The organism is Geodermatophilus sp. SYSU D01105, assembly GCF_054050095.1.
The window spans coordinates 199219-216327 of sequence record NZ_JBJGYR010000005.1 but is presented as its reverse complement, the minus strand read 5'-3'; the positions used below and the strand labels follow the sequence as shown (position 1 = coordinate 216327).

14 protein-coding genes are annotated in these 17109 nt (G+C 76.4%); 8 read left to right on the top strand and 6 right to left on the bottom strand.

Features of this window, described 5'->3' with window-relative positions; genetic code table 11:
* Positions 1-18: 18 nt before the first annotated feature.
* Positions 19-1146 carry a uroporphyrinogen-III synthase gene (locus tag ACI79I_RS06715; protein WP_456991524.1) on the top strand — a complete coding sequence of 376 codons (1128 nt, stop codon included), beginning with the start codon at positions 19-21 and terminating at the stop codon, positions 1144-1146.
* Between the two features lie 85 nt (positions 1147-1231).
* On the opposite strand, the gene ACI79I_RS06710 is transcribed toward ACI79I_RS06715, so the two are convergent.
* Positions 1232-2617 carry a nitrate/nitrite transporter gene (locus tag ACI79I_RS06710; protein ID WP_456991523.1) on the bottom strand — a complete coding sequence of 462 codons (1386 nt, stop codon included), beginning with the start codon at positions 2615-2617 and terminating at the stop codon, positions 1232-1234.
* A 148-nt stretch (positions 2618-2765) separates the two neighbouring features.
* Here ACI79I_RS06710 and ACI79I_RS06705 point away from each other — a divergent pair, with 148 nt between their 5' ends.
* Positions 2766-3566 carry a hypothetical protein gene (locus tag ACI79I_RS06705; protein ID WP_456991522.1) on the top strand — a complete coding sequence of 267 codons (801 nt, stop codon included), beginning with the start codon at positions 2766-2768 and terminating at the stop codon, positions 3564-3566.
* Here ACI79I_RS06705 and ACI79I_RS06700 read toward each other — a convergent pair.
* Complete coding sequence (locus ACI79I_RS06700; RefSeq protein ID WP_456991521.1) at positions 3550-5028, bottom strand: aromatic amino acid lyase; 1479 nt, start codon at positions 5026-5028, stop codon at positions 3550-3552. The genes ACI79I_RS06705 and ACI79I_RS06700 overlap by 17 nt on opposite strands.
* Before the next feature lie 171 nt (positions 5029-5199).
* Between ACI79I_RS06700 and ACI79I_RS06695 the strand changes: the two genes are divergently transcribed.
* Positions 5200-6498 carry a phenylacetate--CoA ligase family protein gene (locus ACI79I_RS06695; RefSeq protein WP_456991519.1) on the top strand — a complete coding sequence of 433 codons (1299 nt, stop codon included), beginning with the start codon at positions 5200-5202 and terminating at the stop codon, positions 6496-6498.
* Positions 6499-6539: 41 nt separating this feature from the next.
* Positions 6540-7514, top strand: coding sequence for a methyltransferase (locus ACI79I_RS06690; RefSeq protein ID WP_456991518.1), 975 nt, complete (start codon positions 6540-6542; stop codon positions 7512-7514).
* Positions 7515-7554: 40 nt separating this feature from the next.
* Here ACI79I_RS06690 and ACI79I_RS06685 read toward each other — a convergent pair whose 3' ends face one another.
* From ACI79I_RS06685 to ACI79I_RS06675, 3 genes are read right to left on the bottom strand one after another with little or no spacing between them, the layout of a single operon-like run.
* Positions 7555-7962 carry a Rieske (2Fe-2S) protein gene (locus tag ACI79I_RS06685; protein ID WP_456991517.1) on the bottom strand — a complete coding sequence of 136 codons (408 nt, stop codon included), beginning with the start codon at positions 7960-7962 and terminating at the stop codon, positions 7555-7557.
* Positions 7959-10490 (bottom strand): nitrite reductase large subunit NirB, encoded by a 2532-nt coding sequence (gene nirB / locus ACI79I_RS06680; RefSeq protein ID WP_456991516.1) that lies wholly within the window; start codon positions 10488-10490, stop codon positions 7959-7961. The genes ACI79I_RS06685 and nirB overlap by 4 nt, the downstream gene beginning before the upstream one ends.
* On the bottom strand, positions 10490-13078 hold the full coding sequence (locus ACI79I_RS06675; RefSeq protein ID WP_456991515.1) for a molybdopterin oxidoreductase family protein: 2589 nt from the start codon (positions 13076-13078) through the stop codon (positions 10490-10492). The genes nirB and ACI79I_RS06675 overlap by 1 nt, the downstream gene beginning before the upstream one ends.
* A 184-nt stretch (positions 13079-13262) precedes the next feature.
* On the opposite strand from ACI79I_RS06675, the gene ACI79I_RS06670 reads away from it, so the two are divergent.
* The 4 genes from ACI79I_RS06670 to ACI79I_RS06655 all read left to right on the top strand — a co-directional run bounded on the left by ACI79I_RS06670 (position 13263) and on the right by ACI79I_RS06655 (position 16585).
* Positions 13263-14192 carry an alpha/beta hydrolase gene (locus ACI79I_RS06670; RefSeq protein ID WP_456991514.1) on the top strand — a complete coding sequence of 310 codons (930 nt, stop codon included), beginning with the start codon at positions 13263-13265 and terminating at the stop codon, positions 14190-14192.
* A gap of 66 nt (positions 14193-14258) precedes the next feature.
* Positions 14259-14906, top strand: a complete 648-nt coding sequence (locus ACI79I_RS06665) for a GNAT family N-acetyltransferase (RefSeq protein ID WP_456991513.1) — start codon at positions 14259-14261, stop codon at positions 14904-14906.
* Positions 14907-14984: 78 nt separating this feature from the next.
* Positions 14985-15338 (top strand): YciI family protein, encoded by a 354-nt coding sequence (locus tag ACI79I_RS06660; RefSeq protein WP_456991512.1) that lies wholly within the window; start codon positions 14985-14987, stop codon positions 15336-15338.
* On the top strand, positions 15263-16585 hold the full coding sequence (locus ACI79I_RS06655) for an RNA polymerase sigma factor (protein WP_456991511.1): 1323 nt from the start codon (positions 15263-15265) through the stop codon (positions 16583-16585). Before ACI79I_RS06660 ends, ACI79I_RS06655 begins: the two co-directional genes overlap by 76 nt.
* On the opposite strand, the gene arfB is transcribed toward ACI79I_RS06655, so the two are convergent.
* Positions 16557-16997 (bottom strand): alternative ribosome rescue aminoacyl-tRNA hydrolase ArfB, encoded by a 441-nt coding sequence (arfB, locus tag ACI79I_RS06650; protein ID WP_456991510.1) that lies wholly within the window; start codon positions 16995-16997, stop codon positions 16557-16559. The genes ACI79I_RS06655 and arfB overlap by 29 nt on opposite strands.
* Positions 16998-17109 lie beyond the last annotated feature (112 nt).

Below are 17109 nucleotides of genomic sequence, written 5' to 3'. Positions count from 1 at the left end.
ACCCCGCACCATGGGGTGGTGACGGACCGCCTGCCCGCCCCCGCGCCCGCGGACGAGCCCCTGCCGCTGGCCGGCTACACCGTCGCGGTGACCGCGGCCCGCCGCCGGGAGGAGCTCGGCGCCCTGCTGGCCCGGCGCGGCGCGCGGGTCGTCCACGCGCCGGCGATCCGGATCGTGCCGCTCGCCGACGACGCCGAGCTCGTGGCCGCCACGCGGGCGGTGCTGGAGCGGCCGGTGGAGCTGGTGGTGGCGACCACCGGCGTGGGGTTCCGCGGCTGGCTGGAGGCTGCCGAGGCCTGGGACCTGCCGCTGGTGGAGCACCTGCGCTCCAGCCGGGTGCTCGCCCGGGGACCCAAGGCCCGCGGCGCGATCCGCGGCGGCGGGCTGGTCGATGCGTGGTCACCGGCGTCGGAGTCCTCGGCGGAGGTCCTCGAGCACCTGCTGTCCGGCGCCGAGGGTCCGCTGGAGGGCCGCCGCATCGCCGTCCAGCTGCACGGCGACCCGCTCCCGGACTTCGTCGAGGCGCTGCGCGCGACCGGCGCCGAGGTGCTGACCGTGCCGGTCTACCGCTGGGTGCTCCCCGAGGACGTCGCCCCGGTGCGCCGGCTGGTGGGCACGATCGTGGCCCACGGGGTGGACGCGGTGACCTTCACCAGCGCGCCGGCCGCGGCCAGCCTGCTCGCGGTCGCCGACGAGCTGGGCCGGCGGGCGGAGCTGGTGGATGCGCTGTCCTCCGGCGTCCTGCCGGTGGCGGTGGGCCCGGTGACGGCCGGACCGCTGACCGCCGCCGGGATCCGGTCGGTGCAACCGGAGCGCTCCCGCCTGGGGGCGCTGGCCCGCGAGGTGGTGGCCCGGCTGCCCGAGCGCGACCCGGTGCTGCGCGCGGGCGACCACGAGCTCCAGGTGCGGGGGCACGCCGCGGTCGTCGACGGGCGGCTGGTGGAGCTCGCGCCGGGCCCGATGGCGGTGCTGCGGGCGCTGGCCGCCCAGCCCGGGACGGTGCTGTCGCGGGCGGAGCTGGTGCGGGTGCTGCCCGGCGGGGGCGACGAGCACGCGGTGGAGATGGCGGTGACCCGGCTGCGCGCGGCGCTGGGCGCCCCGCTGGTGGAGACCGTCGTCAAGCGCGGCTACCGGCTGGCGGCCTGAGCGGCGGCGGTGAGATCGGCACAGTGGCGGTCTTCGCGCGCGGGACGAGCGCCACTGTGCAGATCTGGCGGGGAGCGGCGCGGCACTACACGCCGCGCATCGTCGCACCGGGGCGCAGGTAGACCACCCAGGTCACCCCGAGGCAGGCCACGTAGAAGCCGATGAACGCCAGGTAGGCGCCGTCCCCGCTGCCGGTGCTGAGGAACGACTGGCGGAAGGCGAGGTTGACCAGCACCCCGCCGAAGGCGCCGACCGCGCCGGCGATGCCGATGAGCGCCCCGGACATCCGCAGGGCGTGCCGGTCGGCGGCCGCGCTGTCCCCGCCGGCGGCCACCCGCTGCTGGGCCTGGGTGCGGAAGATCGCCGGGATCATCTTGTAGGTGGAACCGTTGCCGATGCCGCTGAGCACGAACAGCGCCACGAAGCCGACGACGAACAGCGGCAGCGACCCCAGCCGGCTGGCCGTCCACACGATCGCCGCGCCGACGGCCATCGCGACGAAGGTCACGCAGGTGATGCGCGCGCCGCCGAAGCGGTCGGCCAGCGAGCCGCCCATGGGCCGGATCAGCGAGCCGAGCAGCGGTCCCAGCCAGGTGAGGGACGCCGCGGCCAGCGGGGTGGCGAAGTCGTCGGTGAACTGGTTCTGCAGCACCTGCCCGAACGCGAACCCGAACCCGATGAACGACCCGAACGTGCCGATGTACAGGAACGACATGATCCAGGTGTGCGGCTCGCGGGCGGCCTCCCGCATCGCCCGCGGCTGGTTGCGCGCGGTCGTCAGGTTGTCCATCAGCAGGGCCGCACCGACGGCGGCCACGACGATGAGCGGGATGTAGACCCACAGGATGACCCGCGGGTGCTCGGCCCCGGCGGTCGCCAGCACCAGCAGGCCTACGAGCTGGACGACGGGGACGCCGAGGTTCCCGCCGCCGGCGTTGAGGCCCAGCGCCCAGCCCTTCAGCCGGTCGGGGTAGAAGGCGTTGATGTTCGCCATCGAGCTGGCGAAGTTGCCCCCGCCGACGCCGGCCAGGCAGCTGACGAGCAGCAGCGTCGAGTAGGAGACCCCCGGTTCCAGGACGACCGCCGTGGCGACGGCGGGGACCAGCAGCAGCGAGGCGCTGACGATCGTCCAGTTGCGGCCGCCGAACGTGGCCACGGCGAAGGTGTAGGGCAGCCGGACGAAGGCCCCCAGCGCCGTGGGCAGCGTGGTGAGCAGGAACTTGCCCGCGGGGTCGATGCCGTAGACCGACTCCGGCAGGAACAGCACCAGCACCGACCACAGGCTCCAGATCGAGAAGCCCACGTGCTCGGAGAAGACGGAGAAGAACAGGTTCCGCCGGGCGACCGCCTTGCCGGTGGACGCCCAGAAGGCGGGGTCCTCCGGACGCCAGTCGTCGATCCAGCGCCCGGACCGGGGCGGGGCGGCGACCGGCGCGGTCGTCGGCGGGGAGGTGCGCGGAGGAGCGGCCATGTCCGGGAACGGTGGCGCGCCGGCGTTCCCCGCCGGTTGCTCCCGGGCTGAACTCGTGTTCCGTTGTGCTCACCGTCGCTGCCCCCCTGTGGTGAGGCCGCGGTCGCCGAGGGTGCACGGACCACGGTGGACCGGAGAAGATCACCGGGTGACTGCGACCGAGGACTCCTCCGCGACCGGCCGCGCGCTCCTGGAGGCCGGCGCGTCGGTCGCCGGCTCCATGAGCCGGGCCGCGGCCGCAGTGGTGTTCGCCGGCCCCGCCGAGCCCGCGCCCGCAGTGCGGATCGACGAGCGGCTGGCCGCGTGCCTGCGGACGGCCGCGGACGAGGCCGCCGCGCTCCCCGTCGCGCGGGAGCGTGCCCGCGCCGGCGCCGTCCTCGCCTTCGCCGTCGAGCACAGCGCGACGCTGTCCCGCAGCGGCCGGCGGGTGCGCGACGACGACCTGTTCGCACCCCGCCCCGGCGGCCGGTCGGCGGCCGACGAGGTCACCGAGGCCGTCGTCACGGCGGCCCGGGCCGCGGCCGACGAGCGGCGGGTGCGGCACCTGGGCTACCTGCTGGCCGAGGTCGCCGCCTCCCCCGACCTGGACGGCGCGCTGGTCGAGCGCGCGCTGCGGCTGGCCGCCGGCCTGACCTGGCGGCAGCTGGCCCTGCTGGCCGGTGTCGGACGCCGCGACCGGCTGCCGCTGCCGATGACCCCGCTCGCCGACGACCCGCGGGCCTGGACGGCGTGGGGCGCCCGCGAGGACCTCACCGACCTGCAGCGCGCGGGCCTGGTCGACCCCCCGCCCGCACAGCCGCGTCCCGGAGGGGCCGCCCTCCCCCGGCTGCGGCCGGCCGACCTGCGGCTGACCCGCCGCGGCGTGCTGGTGCACCGGCTGCTGGCGCTGGGGTTCGTGCGCGACGACGAGGTGGCCGCGGCCCTGGCGACGCTCACTCCTCCCGCCTGACCTCCCCGGGGAACCGCTCCCGCAGGGCGCGGTGGACGGCGTCGGGGTACGGGTCGGCCGCGGCGGTCACCTCCCGCACCAGGTCGAGCGCGGCGGCGGCGCCCGCGCCGAGCGCCGTCCCCTCCGGAGCCGTCGCCAGGACGTCGGCGGCGAGCAGCAGCTCGACCGCGAGGACGTCCTCCAGCAGGCCGAGCGCGGTGTCGGCCGTGCGGGCGCTGAGCGGAGCGCCGGTGGCGTGGTCCTCCACGCCGTTGTCCAACGGCGGGACGTCGAGGGTCGCCGGCGCCGCCAGCTGCCGGAGCTCGGCCACCACCGCGGCCGCCGGCGGGCGCAGCGCGAGGCCGTGGGCCGCCGACGGCGGTGGGCCGGCCAGCTGCCGGAAGAACACCTCCCACAGATGGGTCATCCGGCGGTCGCTGAGCTGCCCGACGTGGGCGACGGCGATCCGCAGGGCGTCGCAGGCGATGGCCAGCACCATCGGGTGGAAGTTGCCGTTGCTCACCAGCGCGCGGTCCTCGACCGAGACCAGGGGGTTGTCGGCCGCGGCGGCGAGCTCGGTCGCCACGGCCGCGCGGGTGGCGGTCACGTGCTCGCGCAGGGCTCCGTGGACCTGCGGCACGACCCGGAAGGACAGCGGGTCCTGCACCGAGGCGGCGCCCGCCGGCCCCAGCAGCGCGCTGCCGGCCAGCAGCTCCCGGAGGTGGTCGGCCGCCGCGACCTGCCCGGGGATCCCCTTGGCCCGGCCGACGGCGGGGTGCACGACCGAGGGGTTGGCCCGGATCGCCTCCATCGAGAGCGCGGCGGCGACGTCGGCGGCCGCCGCGGCCCGCGCGGCCCGGGCGACGACCAGCGCCGCCTGGCCCACCGACACCCCGTTGGCCGAGATCAGCGCCAGCCCGTCCTTGCCGCTGAGCTCCAGCGGGCGGATCCCGGCCCGCCGCAGGGCCTCACCCCCGGGCAGGTCCTCCCCGCGGTACCGCGCGCGGCCCACCCCGATGGCGACCTGCGCCATCCCGGCCATCTGCCCGATGTCGGCCGCGCCCACCGACCCGGTCTCGGCCACCACCGGGTGGACGCCGGCGTTGAGCATCGCCACCAGCGTCTCCGCGGCCGCCACCGAGGCGCCCGACCCGCCGCGGGCGATGCCGGCGAGCCGCACGGCCAGCGCCGCGCGGACCACGGGCACCGGCAGCGGCGGGCCGATCCCTCCGGCGTGCGAGAGCACGAGGAACCGCTGCTCGCCGCGGATCTCCTCCTCGGTCAGCCGGGTGTCGCGCAGGTGGCCGACCTGCGTGGTGAGCCCGTAGACCGCGGCGTCCGCGGCGAGGGCGTCGTCGACCACCCCGCGCGCCGCGGCGACGGCATCCCTGGCCCCGGCGTCGAGCTCCACCCGCGCCCCGCCCACCACGGCGAGCAGGTCGTCCACCGACAGCGGCGCGGTGCCGATCGTCACGGTCGTCACGAGGGGCCTCCCGGAGCGGCGGGCGGTGGCCGGCGTGTCCCGACGACGGTAGGCCCGCCGTCCCCCGCCGGGACCCCGATCGCGCGCCGCGACCGGTGACCGGCGCCCCTGGTGGGGACCCGCCCCCGCGCGGACCGTGGCACGCACGGCGTTCGGCACGCGGGAGGGGTCATGGACGGCGAGGCTCTCGACGCACGGGACCGGTGGACCCGGGGAGAGGTCGCCGCCCACCAGCGGCGGGCGCTGCGGGCCCTGCTGGAGCACGCCGTGGCCCGGTCCCCCTACTACCGGGAGGTGCTGGGGCCGGCCGCGGCCGACCGTCCCCTCGCCGACCTCCCGGTGCTCACCAAGGCCACGCTGATGGAGCAGTTCGACCGGATCGTCTGCGATCCGCGGCTGCGCCGGGCCGACCTGGAGGCCCACCTCGCCGGGGACGACCCCGGGCGGTCGTTCCTCGGCGGGTTCCGCGTGGCCACGACGTCGGGGACCACGGGCCGGCGGGCGATCGTCGTCCTCACCGAGCGGGAGGCCGCGACGTGGCGGGCGGTCACCGAGCGGGCGGGGCGCCGGGCCGGGATGCGCCCCGGGCAACGGGTGGCCGCCATCGGCAGCCCGAGCCCCGCGCACCTCACCCGCCAGGTCCTGGCCCCGCCCGGTGGCCCGTCCACGCTGACGGCCGCCACCCCGCTCCCCGAGATGGTCGCCGCGCTGGACGCCGCGCGGCCCGAGGTGCTCATCTGCGCGGCGGGCCTGGGCAGCGTGCTCGCCGACGAGCAGCTGGCCGGGCGCCTGCACATCGCGCCGCGGTCGGTGGCGTTCGGCTCGGAGGCGCTGACCCCCGACCTGCGCCGCCGCGTCCGCGCCGCGTGGGGCGTCGAACCGACCGGCATGTACGCCGCGACGGAGGCGCCGGTGATCGCCTCGAGCACCCCGGAGCACCCCGAGCTCGAGGTCGCCGAGGACGTCGTCGTGCTCGAGGTGGTCGACGAGGACGACCGGCCCGTCCCGGTGGGGGTCCCCGGGGCGAAGGTGCTGGTGACCAACCTCGTGGACCGCGCCCAGCCGCTGGTCCGCTACGAGCTCACCGACGCGGTCACCGAGTCCCCGGGGCCCAACCCGGCCGGCCGTCCCTGGCGCTGCCTGGCCTCGGTGGACGGCCGGACCGCGGACATCCTGCACCTGCCCGGCCCGGGAGGCGCCGTCGTTCCGGTCCACCCGTCGGTGCTCGGCTCGGCGGTGGCCCCCTTCCCGGAGGTCGGCCAGTACGCGTTCGTGTACGACGCGGGTGGCCTGCACACCCGGGTCGTGCTGGGCCCGCGCGCGGCCGCCGACGTGCCAGAACGGCTGCGCGCGGCCCTGGTCGCGGCGGTCACCTCGACCGGCGCCCTGCCGCTCCCGGTCGACGTCGTGCCGGTGGCGTCGCTGGCTCCCGAGGCCGGGGCGAAGTCCCGCCTGGTCCGCACGGCCTGACCTCCGTTGTCCCGGCCGCGCCCCGGTGCCACCATCCCCGTGTGCCCGGCTCCGCCGCCTCCCGGCTGGCCCGGCTGGCCGACGGCTACCTGGTCACCCAGCTGCTGTACGCCTGCGTGGCCCTGGGGGTCCCCGAGGCCCTGGCCGCCGGGCCGCGCAGCGCCGCGGACCTCGCGGCCGAGCTGGGCGCCGTGCCGGGTCCGCTGCACCGCGTGCTGCGGGGACTGGCCGCCGAGGAGGTCCTCGACGAGCTGCCCGACGGCCGGTTCGCCCTCACCCCGGTCGGCGAGTGCCTCCGCGCCGGCGCCCCGGAGTCCCAGCGCGGGGCGGTGACCGCCCGCGCCGAGCTGTACTACCGGGCGGCCGCCGGGCTGCTGGAGGCCGTCCGGGAGGGCGGCACCCCGTTCGACGTCGTCCACGGCCGGCCGTTCTTCGACTTCCTCGCCGCGTCGCCGGAGCGGCTGGCGGCGTTCCGGGCGTCGATGGCCGACCGCTCCGCGCGGGAGGCCGGCGCCGTCGTCGCCGCCTACGACATGACGCCGTTCGCCTCCCTGGTCGACGTGGGCGGCGGCAGCGGCACCCTGCTGCGCGCGATCCGCACCGCCGCCCCGGCCGCGGAGGTCACGCTGTTCGACCAGCCGGGCGTCGTGGCCGGCTCGGACCTGCCCGCGGTCGCCGGCGACTTCTTCGCCGAGGTGCCCGGCGGCGCCGACGCCTACGTGCTGTCCCGGGTCCTGCACGACTGGGACGACGACGCCGCGCGGCGCATCCTGCGCACCTGCCGGACGGCGATGCGGCCGGACTCGGTGCTGCTCGTGGTCGAGGCCGTCCTCCCGGAGCGCGCCGCCGACGACGCGGCCGCGGTGCGGATGGACCTGCACATGCTCGTGCTGCTGCACGGCCGCGAGCGCACCGCCGACGAGTACGCGGCCCTCCTGGAGGCGGCCGACCTGCGCCTCACCCGCGACATCCCCACCGGCGCCGGGGTGCACGTGCTGGAGGCGCGCCCGTCGTGATCCCGCCGTCCGCACTCCCGGCCCCGGCCAGGAGGTCCTCCTAGACCTCCACGACCAGGTCGCCGTCCACCGCGCGCACCGGGTACAGCCGCATCGGCGCCGCACCGGACGTCGCGGCGCCGTCGGACCACCGGTAGGCGTAGAGGTGCAGCGGGCAGACCAGCACGTCGACGTCGGTCTGGCCGTCGGCGAGCGGCCCGCCGGCGTGCGGGCAGGCGGCCTGGGTGGCGTGCACGGACCCGTCGCGCAGCCGGAAGACGGCGACCTGCACGCCCCCGGCGACGAACGCCCGGCCCTCCCCCGGCGGCACCTCCTCGACGCGGCCGACGACGTGCTCGGTGCCGCGCACCGGGGCGGCGGGGCCGGGGACGGCGACGTCGGTGGCCGGCGTCCCCGGGTCGGTGCCCTCGGTCGTCGGGCGGGCCACCTCCAGGTGGGGTGCGCTCATCGGACCGGCACCTCCGGCAGCGGGACCAGCGGGAGGGACGAGCGGAACTGGCCCGGGGTGGCCGGCTCGCGGGCATCCTGGCCCCAGGGGTCGCGGTAGGCGTCGACCGAGCGCTGCATGCCGGCGTCGAGGTCGGCGACGATGCCCTCGCTGTCCTCGAGCAGCACCGCCCTGATCCGCTCGAGCCCGATGCGGGGCACGAAGTCGTAGGTGCGCTCGAGCCAGTTGGCGTTCTCCCGGTAGTACTGCAGGAACCGGCCGGTCAGCTCGATGACGGCCGACGGCGAGTCGACCGTGGCCAGCAGGTCGCCCTTGCGGACCGTGGCCCCGGCGGCACCGCCGACGTAGACCTCCCACCTCCCGTTGCCGACCGCCACCACGCCGACGTCCTTGACGTAGGCCTCGGCGCAGTTGCGGGGGCAGCCGACGACCGCGAGCTTCATCTTCGCCGGGCTCTCGATGCCCTGGAACCGGGTCTCCAGGTCGATGCCCAGCTGCGTGGAGTCGCCCAGGCCGAAGCGGCAGAAGTCGCTGCCCACGCAGGTCTTCACGGTGCGGAAGCTCTTGCCGTAGGCGTACCCGCTGGGCATGCCCAGGTCCGACCAGATCGCCGGCAGGTCCTCCTTGCGGACGCCGAGCAGGTCGATCCGCTGCCCCCCGGTGACCTTGACCATCGGCACCTCGTACGCCTCGGCGACGTCGGCGATGCGGCGCAGCTGGGCCGGCGTGGTCACCCCGCCCTTCATCTGCGGGACGACGGAGAAGGTGCCGTCGCGCTGGATGTTGGCGTGCACCCGGTCGTTGACGAACTCGCCGTCCTTCTCCGGGACGAAGTCCACGCCCCAGACGGTCTTGAGCAGCGAGGTCAGCCCCATCTTCGACCTCGCGTCCTCCTTGCCCCCGGGTGCGAGCGCGGCGAAGACGGCGGAGACGCTGCGCAGATCCTGCTCCCGGACGGCGGCCACGAGGTCGGGCTTGGCCAGGGGGATGCCGGGGACGTACCAGGAGGCCGACGGGTCCTCGGCGAGGTCGCCCTCGGCGGCCCACTCGACGACCTGCCTGACCAGCGACTTGCAGGAGCCGCAGCCCTTGCCGGCGCGGGTGCGGTCCATGACGCCGGACAGCGAGCTGCAGCCGTCGGCGACCACGTCGCAGATGGCCTGCTTGGAGACGCCGTTGCAGTTGCACACCTGGGAGTCGCCGGGCATCTCGGCGACGCCCACCTCCTCGGCGCCGTCGGAGAGGTCCACCAGCAGCCGGATCCGCTCCTGCGGCAGCGGCGCACCCCGGTCGAAGGCCTGGGTCAGGTAGGCGACCTTGCGGGTGTCGCCGAGCAGCGTGGCGCCGATCAGCCGGTCGTCCCGGATGACCACCGACAGGTGCACGCCGCGCCTGGGCTCGGAGATCACGAGGAACTCGTCCTCCTCGCGCTGCGGGGTGTTGACACCCATCGTGGCGACGTCGACGCCGGCCACCTTGAGCTTGGTCGCCGTCCGGCTGCCGTGGTACTCCGCGTCCGGGTCGGTGCCGGTGAGGACGTCGGCGAGCACCGTGGCGTGCTCCCAGGCGGGGGCGACCAGGCCGTACACGGTGCCGCGGTGCTGCGCGCACTCGCCGATCGCGTACACGTCGGGCTCGTCGGTGCGCAGCTGGTCGTCGACGACGATGCCGCGCTCGACCTCCAGGCCCGAGCGGAGGGCGACGTCGGCGTGCGGCCGGACGCCGGTGGCCACGACGAGCAGGTCGCAGTCGATCCGCCGGCCGTCCCCGAGGACGACGCCCTCGACGTGCCCGTCGCCGAGGACCTCGGTGGCCAGCACGTCGAGGTGCACCGCGATGCCGAGGGACTCGACGCTGCGCTTGAGGATCGCGCCGGCCTCGGCGTCCAGCTGGGCGTTCATCAGCCACGGCGCGGCGTGCACCAGGTCGACCTGCAGGCCGTGGCCCTGCAGCGCGCGGGCGGCCTCCAGGCCGAGCAACCCGCCACCCATGACCACCGCCCGCCGGCAGCGGCCGGTCGCCTCCAGCATGGCGCGGGTCTCGTCGATGGTGCGGAAGCCGTACACGCCGGGCAGCAGGCGGCCGTCGTCACGGCGCACCCCGGTCATCGGCGGGATGAACGAGTAGCTGCCGGTGGCCAGCACCAGGTGGTCGTAGGGGGTCACCGAGCCGTCGGAGGCGTGCACCGCCTTGGCCGCGGTGTCAATCCGCTCGGCCCGGACGCCGGCCCGCAGGGTCACCCCGTTGTCGGCGTACCAGTCGTGGCTGTTGAGGACGATGTCGTCCTCGTGCGACTCCCCGGCCAGGACCGGGGAGAGCATGATCCGGTTGTAGTTGCCGTGCGGCTCGTCGCCGAGGACGGTGATCCGGAACTGCTCGCCGCCGCCGCGGTCGAGCACCTCCTCGACGAACCGGGCGCCGGCCATGCCGTTGCCGACGACGACCAGCGAGGCCCGCTCGTCGAGGTCGTCCCGGTCCAGGGAGAACGAGGTCAGGCCCTCCGGGCGTCCTCCGAGGATGGCGGTCATCAGACCTCCACCAGCCCGAGGTCGACGACCAGCTCGCCGGTGACGCCGATCGGCGCGGCCGCGTACAGCTCGACCAGCGTGCCGCCGGGCAGGTCCTCGACCACCCGCAGCGGCACGTGCACGTCGCCCTTCGCGCCGATCGGGAACCAGCGCATCGGGACCCCGTCGCGCATGAGCAGCACGTACACCAGGTGCTCGGTGGAGTTGCCGCCGCGGAAGTACAGCGCCTGCGCGCTGCACCCACCGGGCACGGTGTGGCGCAGCGCGGGGTCGATCGGGCCGGGCTTGTCCAGGCCCTCCCCGGTGATCGGGTAGACGCCTTGCAGGAAGCGTGGGGTGCTCTTCACGCGGGAGGTCCTCCTCCGGGACGGGGGGCGGGGCTCGGCAGGGACGGGCTGCTCGTGGGGGCGGGTCCGGGGCTGGCCGGCGGGGTCGGGCGCGGGCAGCCGCTCGACGGGGCCCGCGACGCGGGTGACGGCGACCGCGCAGACCTTGAAGGCCGGCATCCCGGACGTCGGGTCGAGGGCGCCGGCGTCGGTGAGCGCGTTGGCCGACGAGGCGCCACCCCAGTGGAAGGGCGCGAAGACCACGTCGGGGCGGATGTCGTCGGTCAGGTGCGCCGAGAAACGGGCGCGGCCGCGGCGGGTGGCCAGCTCGACGACGTCGTCCGGGCCGATGCCGTGCCGGCGGGCCAGGTCGGGGTGCAGCTCGGCGCGCGGCAGCGGGGCGAGCAGCGCGAGGCTGCGGGAGCGGCGGGTCTGGGTGCCCGACTGGTACTGGGCGAGCACCCGGCCGGTGGTGAGCACGTACGGGTACTCGCGGTCGGGCCGCTCGTGGGCCTCGACGTGCTCCACCCGCAGGAACCGGGCCCGCCCGTCGGGGGTCGCGAACCGCTCGGTGAACAGCCGCGGCGTGCCCGGGTGGTCCGGCGCGGGACAGGGCCAGAAGACGCCCTGCTCCTCGTCGATCCGCCGGTAGGTGATGCCGGAGTAGTCGGCCGCTCCCCCGGCACTGGCCCGGCCCAGCTCGGCGAAGACCGTCTCGGGGTCGCCGCTGAACCGGTCCTCCACGCCGAGCCGCGCGGCCAGCTCGGCGAGCAGCGCGAGGTCGTCGCGGACGCCGTCGGGCGGGTCCAGGGCGCGGCGGCGGCGGATCACCCGCCCCTCGAGGTTGGTCATCGTCCCGTCCTCCTCGGCCCACATCGCGCTGGGCAGGACGACGTCGGCGAGCTCGGCGGTCTCGGAGAGGAAGAAGTCGCTGACCGCGAGGAAGTCCAGGTCGCGCAGCCGGCTGACGACCCGCCGGGCGTCGGGCGCGGAGACCGCGACGTTGGAGGCGAGCACCAGCAGGGTGCGCACCCCGCCCTCGGTGCCCAGGGCGTCGAGCAGCTCGAAGGCCGACGGACCCGGCTGCGGCAGGTCGTCGGGGTCGACGCCCCACACGGCGGCGACGTGCGCACGGGCGGCCGGGTCGGCGAGCCTGCGGTACCCGGGCAGCTGGTCGGCCTTCTGGCCGTGCTCGCGGCCGCCCTGCCCGTTGCCCTGGCCGGTGACCGTCGCCCAGCCGCTCCCCTCGCGCCCGGGCAGGCCGAGGGCCAGGGCCAGGTTGATCCAGGCCTGCGCGGTGTCGGTGCCACTGCGGTGCTGCTCGGCCCCGCGGGCGGTGAGGACGATCGCCCGCTGCGCCCGGGCCAGGGCGACGACGGTGCGCCGCTGGTCGGCGACGGGGACCCCGGTCAGCCGCTCCACCCGGTCGGGCCAGTAGGCGGCCACCCCCGCGCGGACGTCGTCGAAGCCGGTGGTCCGCGCGGCGACGTACTGCTCGTCGACCAGTCCCTCGACGATCGCGATGTGCAGCAGCCCGTTGGCCAGCGCCAGGTCGGTCGCGGGCAGCGGTTGCAGGTGCAGGGCGGCGGAGCGGGCGGTCGCCGTCCGGCGGGGGTCGACGACGACGTGCCGGGCGCCGCGGGCCCGGCCCTCGTCGAGGTACTGCATGGCCGGCGGCATGGTGTCGGCCGGGTTGGACCCGACGAGGACGACGACGTCGGCGGCAGCGAGGTCGCTGAGCGGGAACGGCATGCCGCGGTCGAGTCCGAAGGCCCGGTTGGCCGCGCCCGCCGCCGAGGACATGCAGAACCGGCCGTTGTAGTCGATGGCCGACGTCCGCAGCGCGACCCGGGCGAACTTGCCGAACTGGTAGGCCTGCTCGTTGGTCAGCCCGCCCCCACCGAAGCAGCCGACGGCGTCCCGGCCGAACCGGGCCTGGGTGCGCCCGATCGCGGCGACGACGCGCTCCAGCGCCTCGTCCCAGGTCGACTCCACCAGCGGGCTGCTCCGGCCGCCGGGGACCGCGCGGACCAGCGGGCGGGTGAGCCGCTCCGGGTGGTCGAGCAGCTCCGGGGCCGACCAGCCCTTGCGGCACAGGCCACCCCGGTTGGTCGGGAAGTCGGCCGGCTGCAGGGTCGCCGGGCGGTCGCCGGCGGTCATGGTGACCCCGCACTGCAGGGAGCAGTACGGGCAGTGGGTCCGGGTGGTGCGGGTCCGCGGGCCCGCTCCCGCCAGGGCGCCGGGGAGGGCGGTCGCGGTCACGGCACCGAGGGTGCGGGGTGCCGGTTTCCCGGCCGCGGCACCGGCGTCAAGCCCTGGTTCCGGATGTCTCACACGCCCCGATGACCGGATGTGCGGTCTGGCCACCGTGTTGTGACGTGCGTTACAAAGCCTGGTGCCGTAGCCAGTCGGGCTGCGGCGCCCGACATCGCAGTCAGGAGAGGCCATGCCGTTGGACCCGCAAGCCCAAGCCCTGCTCGCCGCCATGGAGGCGCAGGGCGCCCCCGACATCTCGCAGCTGTCGGTGTCTCAGGCGCGCGACATGGCCAACTCCTTCCGCGAGATGCAGGGCGACCTCGTACAGGTGGCCTCGGTTGGTGACCGCACCGTCCCCGGGCCGGACGGGTCGCTGCCCGTCCGCATCTACACGCCGAACGGCTCCCCACGCGGCGCGATCGTCTACTTCCACGGCGGCGGCTGGGTGATCGGCAACATCGAGGTGGTCGACGCCCCCTGCCGGGCGCTGGCCGACGCCACCGGCTGCGTGGTCGTCTCCGCCCAGTACCGGCTGGCCCCGGAGTCGGCGTACCCGGCGGCCGCCGAGGACTGCTACGCGGTGACCTCGTGGGTCGCCGAGCACCTGGCGGAGCTGGGCACCGAGCCGGCCGGGCTGGTGGTCGCCGGGGACAGCGCGGGTGGCAACCTGGCCGCCGCCGTCGCCTTGATGGCGCGGGACCGCGGGGGCCCCACGATCGCCTTCCAGGCGCTCGTCTACCCCGTCACCGATCTCGCGGACATGTCGACCGACTCCTACCGCGAGAACGCAGAGGGGTACCTGCTCACGGCCGCCTCGATGCGCTGGTTCCGCGACCACTACGTCCCCGACGAGGACCGGCGCCGCGAGCCCTACGCCTCGCCGGTGTACGCAGAGGACCTCTCCGGGCTGCCACCGGCCTTCATCGCCACCATGGAGTACGACCCGCTGCGGGACGACGGCGAGAAGTACGGCGAACTGCTCCGGCAGGCCGGCGTCCCCGTGACCGTCCAGCGGTACGACGGGCAGGTGCACGGCCTGTTCTGGCTCGGCGGCATGTGTGACCGCTACAGCGCGCTGATGGACGACCTCACCCGCGAGGTGAAGGCCGCGCTCGGCTGAGCCGCCCCGGGAGGCCGACGCGCACCGCGTCGGCCTCCCGACCCGGCCGGGTGGTGGGATGGGCGGGTGAGCGACCCCTCGACCACCGTCCGCCTCGGCACCCCGTCGGTGCGGCCGGCCGAGCAGCGCGACGTCCCCCGGATCGCCGCGACCCTGACCGTCGCCCTCGCCGACTCCCGCTGGACCCGGTGGGCGCTGCCGGAGGACGGCCGCATGCAGCGGCTGACCCGGCTGCACGAGCTCGACGCCGGCCACCGGTCGGTCGCCACCGGCACCGGGTGGGTCACCGAGGACGTCACCGCGGTCGCCACCTGGGAGGCACCGCCGGGTGCGCCGGGCACCTCCCCGCTGCCCGACGACGTCGCGGCGGCGCTGGCCCGGGAGCTGCCGTACCTCGCCGGCTCGCACGCCGACCGGGTGGCCCGCACGCGGGAGCTGGTCGACGCCGCCCGCCCGGCCGGGCCGCACTGGTGGCTCACGCACCTGGGCACGCGGCCGAGCAGCCGCCGGCGGGGCATGGGCAGCGCGCTGCTGCGGCCGGTGCTCGACCGCTGCGACGCCGAGGGCCTCCCGGCCGCGACCGCCGTCTACACGTGGGCGGCCGCCCGCTTCCTCCGCCGCTCCGGGTTCGAGGTGGCGCAGGCTCTGCACACCGCGGACGAGGAGCTGCCGCTGTGGCTGCTGGTGCGGGAGCCGGCGCCGCCTGCCGGCTGAGTGTCGATCCCGGGCCGGCCCGTTCGTACAGGGGGTGAGCAGCCGGCACGGGCCGGCCGCGACCCGAGGAGGACGACGATGGCGCAGTACCTGCTGACGATCTACCAGCCCGACGGCGGCGAACCCCCGGCCGAGGTGCTGGAGTCGATCATGCGCGACCTGGACGAGGTCAACCGCGAGATGCGCGAGGCCGGCGCCTGGGTGTTCGCCGGGGGCCTGCACCCGCCGGAGACCGCCACGGTCGCGCGCCTGTCGGGGGACGAGGTCCTGCTGACCGACGGGCCCTACCTCGAGGGCAAGGAGCACGTGGGCGGCTTCACCGTCGTCGAGGCCCCGGACCTCGATGCCGCGCTCGAGTGGGGCCGCAAGCTGGCACGCGCCATCACGCTGCCGATCGAGGTGCGGCCGCTCCAGGGCGGGCCGAGCTGCTGACCGCCGCGTCCACCGCGCAGGTCGAGCGCGTCTTCCGCGAGTCCTACGGCCGCGCGGTCGCCGTCCTGACCCGTCTCCTCGGTGACATCGACGCCGCCGAGGAGGCGGTCCAGGACGCGTTCACCACGGCAGTCGCGCGCTGGCCCGCCGAGGGCGTGCCGCCCAGCCCGGCCGGGTGGATCGTCACCACCGCCCGCAACAAGGCGATCGACCGGCTGCGCCGGGAGTCCACCCGGGACGCCCGGCACCGCGCCGCGGCCCTCCTGCACGACCCGGACCCGCCGCCCGAGGAGGGCGCCGTGCGCGACGACCGGCTGCGTCTGCTGTTCACGTGCTGCCACCCGGCCCTGGCCCCGGCGACCCGGGTCGCGCTGACCCTGCGCCTGGTCGGCGGCCTGACCACCGCCGAGATCGCGCACGCCTTCCTCGTGCCGGAGGCCACGATGGCCCAGCGGCTGGTGCGCGCGAAGGCCAAGATCCGGGCGGCCCGCATCCCCTACCGCGTCCCGGCCGAGGCCGACCTGCCCGATCGGCTCCGCGGCGTCCTCGCCGTCGTCTACCTCATCGCCACCGAGGGCCACACGGCCACGGCCGGGGAGCGGCTGGACCGCCCCGACCTCACCGCGGAGGCGATCCGGCTGGCGCGGGAGCTGGCCGAGCTGATGCCCGACGAGCCGGAGGTCCTCGGGCTGCTGGCGCTGGTGCTGCTGGTCGCGTCCCGCCGGCCGGCCCGGGTCGGACCCGACGGCGAGCTCGTGCCGCTGCCCGAGCAGGACCGCCGGCTGTGGGACGCCGACCTGGTGGCGGAGGGACAGGCGCTCGTCCGGCGCTGCCTGCGCCGCGGCGCACCCGGTCCCTACCAGGTGCAGGCGGCCATCCAGGCGGTCCACAGCGACGCCCGCACCGCCGCCGACACCGACTGGCGGCAGGTCGTGGCGCTCTACGACCAGCTCCTGGCCCTGACCCCGAGCCCGGTGGTGGCACTGAACCGGGCGGTCGCGGTGGCCGAGGTCGAGGGGCCGGCCGCCGCGCTGGCCCTCGTCGAGGAGCTCTCCGTGACGGGGCACCACCTGCTGCCCGCCGTCCGGGCCGACCTGCTGCGCCGCCTGGGACGCGCCGACGAGGCGGCGGCGGCCTACACCGAGGCGATCGCCCTGGCCGGCAACGCCGCCGAGCGGGCGTTCCTGGAGCAGCGGCGGGAGTCGGTGAGCGGGGGGTCTAGTCCCACCGCCGCCGGGAGCGCTTGAGCTCGCCGCGCTGCTTCTTGGCCTGGATGCGCCGCTCCTGGGAGCCCCTCGTCGGCTTCGTGCGCCGGCGGGCCGGCGGCGGCGGGGCCAGGGCCGCCCGCAGGACGGCGGCCAGCCGCTCCCGGGCGGCCTGCCGGTTGCGCAGCTGCTGGCGGTGCTCGCTGGCGACCACGGTCAGCACGCCGTCCACCAGCCGGTCCTGCAGCCGGGCGGCCAGCCGCTGCCGCTGCGCGTCGCCCAGCCCGGGCAGCTCCAGCGGGGACACCGAGAGCTCCACCCGCGAGTCGGCGGTGTTCACCCCCTGGCCGCCGGGGCCCGAGGACCGGGAGAACCGCCAGCGCAGCGCCGCTGCGGGCACCACCAGGGAACCGGTGACGGGCAGGTCACCGGCGACGTCGTCGGCGTCGGGCACCGGTGCAGTCTGGTCGACCGCCCGGGGCGAGGGGTGGGGACATCCCCGGCGTGGTCTGGGAGCCTGCCGCGCATGACCGCGGCCGATCCGCTCCCGGGTGCCCGCTCGCCGG